The sequence below is a fragment of the Streptomyces sp. W16 genome (assembly GCF_033194735.1).
GTDB lineage: Bacteria > Actinomycetota > Actinomycetes > Streptomycetales > Streptomycetaceae > Streptomyces.
In genome coordinates this window covers 1-3,546 of record NZ_JAWOAI010000763.1, presented here as the reverse complement: position 1 = coordinate 3,546, position 3,546 = coordinate 1, and the positions used below count along the sequence as shown (strand labels likewise).

Sequence of the window (3,546 nt, the reverse complement as noted above, 5' to 3'; positions counted from 1 at the left end):
CGGTCGGTGCGGTCGATCCGGCCCGTCGCCCGGTCGAGGGGCACACCGGCGCAGTGGAACCAGCCGTCGATCCGGCCGAAGCGATGCCGCGCGGCGCTGACCAGTTCCCGCATCGCCCGCGCGTCGGTCACGTCGGCGGACGCCGCCAGGACGGTGCCGCCGAGCCGTTCGACGGAGCGGACGGCCTCGATCCTCCGGCTGACCGGATCGGCGGCCCCGTGCTCGGCAGTCCACTGGTCGAACTCCTGCGGGGGTGGGAGGGAGGTACGGCCGGTGAGGACCAGTCGGGCCCCCGCCTCGCGGGCCAGGTGACGGGCGATGGCCAGGCCCGTCCGCCCGAGACCGCCGGTGACGAGATAGACACCGGCGGGCCGCAGCCGACTGGGCGGTGCCGGCCGGGCGGAGTCGGCAGGCACGGAAACGAAGTGCCGCCTCCAGCGCTGCCCGTGCCGGAACGCGACCGGCGCCGTGTCCGGGGCGGCGACCTCCGCGAGGAGGACCTCCGCTGTCACGGTGTCGGTGCCGAAGTCGATGCCCCGGCAGCGCAGCCCGGCGTATTCCTGCGGTAGGACGGTCAGCACGGCCTCGGCCATCGCGGCCTCCGGAGCAATCGCTTCACCGCCGGTGATGTCGTGCACGTCGCGAGTCACCACCGTCAGGTGCACCGCTGCGTCGCCCCGGTGGCGGGCGAGCTGCCCGGCGGTGTCAAGGACCGAGAACAGACCGAGGTCGCAGGCGGCGTCCAGGCCGTCACCCGCGTTCTCGTCCGGCGCGATGTCGAGGGACCACAGGTGCACGACCCGCTCGGGGGCCGCTCCGTCCATGGCGAGCGCGGCGAACAGCTTCTCGTAGTCGTCGGAGTGGGCGGGGTCCACGGTGAAGGAGTCGGGCGCAGTCCGGGCGAAGGCGCCGCCGCGGCGCACGAGCACCGGGGTGACGCCCCGTTCGCGCAGGGCGTCGGCGAGCGCGTCGCCGGTTCCGCCGGAGTCCGCGAACAACAGCCAGGAGCCTGCGGGCAGCGTGCTCGCCGCGGGCGCGTCGGCCACGGGACCGAGTCGCCGCCATGACGGCGTGTGGAGCCACTCGGCCGGATTCCGGTCACGGGCGGGTTCCCCGCCGGAGGCCGCGGGTGGTTCGAGGCGGAGGTGGCTGCGGTTCAGGGGGTGCGCCGGCAGCGGGACGCGGCGGGGTTCCCCACCGGACCAGGCCGACCAGTCCACCGGCACGCCCGCGGTCCACAGGCGGGCCGCGTCCGCGAACAACCGGGTGACGGGCGGCAGTTGCGGTCCGGGGTCGAGCCCGAGCTCACCGAGCGACCCGCCGGGCGGGGTGCCGATGGCCAGCACCAGAGCGCCGTCCCGCGCTCGGCCCTCGAAGGCCTCGTCCAGCCTGTGGCCGTCCCACACGTCCCGGGTCCAGTACGCCGGGTCGAGCACCCGCGACTGCGGCAGCTTGCCGCCGACCACCGCCGACAGGAGGGGGATCCGCGCGGCGCGCGGCGTGATCGTGGGCGGGCCGTCCAGCGTCCCGGCCCGCCAGGACAGCAGGGCCAGGGCGTCGGCCGGGTCGAGGACTCCGCTGAAACAGGCCGCGAGGACCTCCCCGGCCCCCGCACCGCCGACCGCCTCGGGCCGTACGCCGGACTCCGTCCACAGCGTCGCGAGCACCTGGGCGGCGGTCACCCGGCCCGCCAGCGGATTCTCCGCGCAGATGACGGCGCTGTCGACGGACTCCTGCGCCCTCGCGGCAACGGCGGCCAACTCGCCGACCAGGGCCCGGAAATCCTCTGCCAGGACCTCGCCGAAAAGGAAGGAGACGGACGGGGTGCTCTGCTGCGCGGGCAGGCCCCCGGCCCCTCCCTCGGCGAGCGCGCGGAAGCCTGCCGCGGCGGTGGCGCGGTCGTTCACGGCGATGGCATACCGGTGCCCGAAGTCACGCCGCCCCACCCGCAGCGTGTGGGCCACATCGGCGAGGTCGGGCGCGTCGGCCCGCTCCAGGGTGTCGGCCAGTCGTCCGGCCAGCTCCCGCAGCGCCGCGTCGCTCTTGGCGCTGAGCGCGAGCAACCGCGTCCCGTCGGCCCGCGTCGCCCGGGCGGGCAGCGTGGGAGCCTCCTCCAGGACGACATGGGCGTTGGTGCCGCCGATGCCGAACGAGCTGACGCCGGCCCGTCGGGGCGTGTCGCCCGACGGCCAGGCCACCGGGCGGGTGTTGATGTAGAAGGGGCTGTCGGCCAGGTCGATCCCGGGGTTCGGCCGCGTGAAGCCCGGATGGCCGGGGATCTCCCGGTGCTGGAGCGCCAGCACCGTCTTGATGAAGCCCGTGATGCCCGCCGCGGCGGCCAGGTGCCCGACATTCGCCTTGACCGAGCCGAGCGCGCAGTAGCCGGCCCGGCTGCTGCCACCGTCGGCGAACGCCTCGCTCAGCGCGGTGAACTCGATGGGGTCGCCCAGGGCCGTCGCGGTGCCGTGCGCCTCGACATACGTGATGGTGTCGCTGTCCACCTCGGCGACCGCCTGCGCCTCGGCGATGACCGCCCGCTGCCCTTCGACGCTCGGAGCCGAGTAACCGATCTTGTCAGAGCCGTCGTTGTTGATCGCCGAGCCCTTCACCACGGCGAGGATCCGGTCGCCGTCCTCGATCGCCTCGGCCAGGCGTTTCAGGGCGACCAGGCCCACCCCGTCGCCGAAGGTCGTGCCCGCCGCGGCGGCGTCGAACGGGCGGCACCGGCCGTCCGGGGAGAACATCATCCCCTCGCTGAAGACGTAACCGGGATGCTGGTTGGCGATCACCGAGACACCGCCTGCCAGGACGATGTCGCAGTCACCGGTGACCAGGCTCTGCACGCCCATGTGCACCGCGACCAGCGAGGTCGAGCAGGCCGTCTGCACGTTGACGCTCGGTCCCTTGAGGCCCAGCTTGTACGAGATCCTGGTGGTCAGGTAGTCCTTGTCGTTGGTGAGCATGATCTCGGTGCCGGCATGGGTCAGGGGATCGCAGGCACGGGCCACGACATTGGTCAGGTACGTGTTGACGGACGCACCGGCGAACACCCCGATGGACTGGTCGCCCGCCCCGCCGGAGTAGCCGATGGTCTCCAGCAGTTCCCAGGCGACCTCCAACAGGATCCGCTGCTGGGGATCGAGCAGCTTGGCCTCACGCCGGGTGATGCCGAAGAACTCGTGGTCGAAACTGAACGCATCGGGCAGTACGGCGGCTCGCCTGACATAGCGGGGATCATCGAGCAACTGCTCCGGGACCCCGGCCGCGGCGAGTTCCGCGTCGGTGAACGAGGTCAGCAGATCGTCTCCGGCGCGCAGCCGGCTCCAGAACCGGTCCAGATCAGCAGCGCCGGGGAACCGGCCGCACATCCCGATCACGGCCACGTCGTTGGGCCGCGGCGGCGGGTCGGCCGCGTCGACGTCAGGCATCCTTGTCTCCCTCAGCGTTCGGACGGTGTCGCTCACGTGCGCGCAGGCGCGCGCTGCGGACCGTGTCGGCCGCCAGCTGCGTCCGTCGGCTCGACGCCCGGCGGTTGCCGGCGCCGCC

The 3,546-nt window shown here is 73.5% G+C and carries 1 protein-coding gene; it reads right to left on the bottom strand.

Going from position 1 to position 3,546, the window contains the following annotated elements:
• A partial coding sequence (locus R6V09_RS48775) for a type I polyketide synthase (protein ID WP_317887878.1) occupies nucleotides 1–3,428 on the bottom strand: 3,428 nt, incomplete at its 3' end.
• Nucleotides 3,429–3,546: the final 118 nt, after the last annotated feature.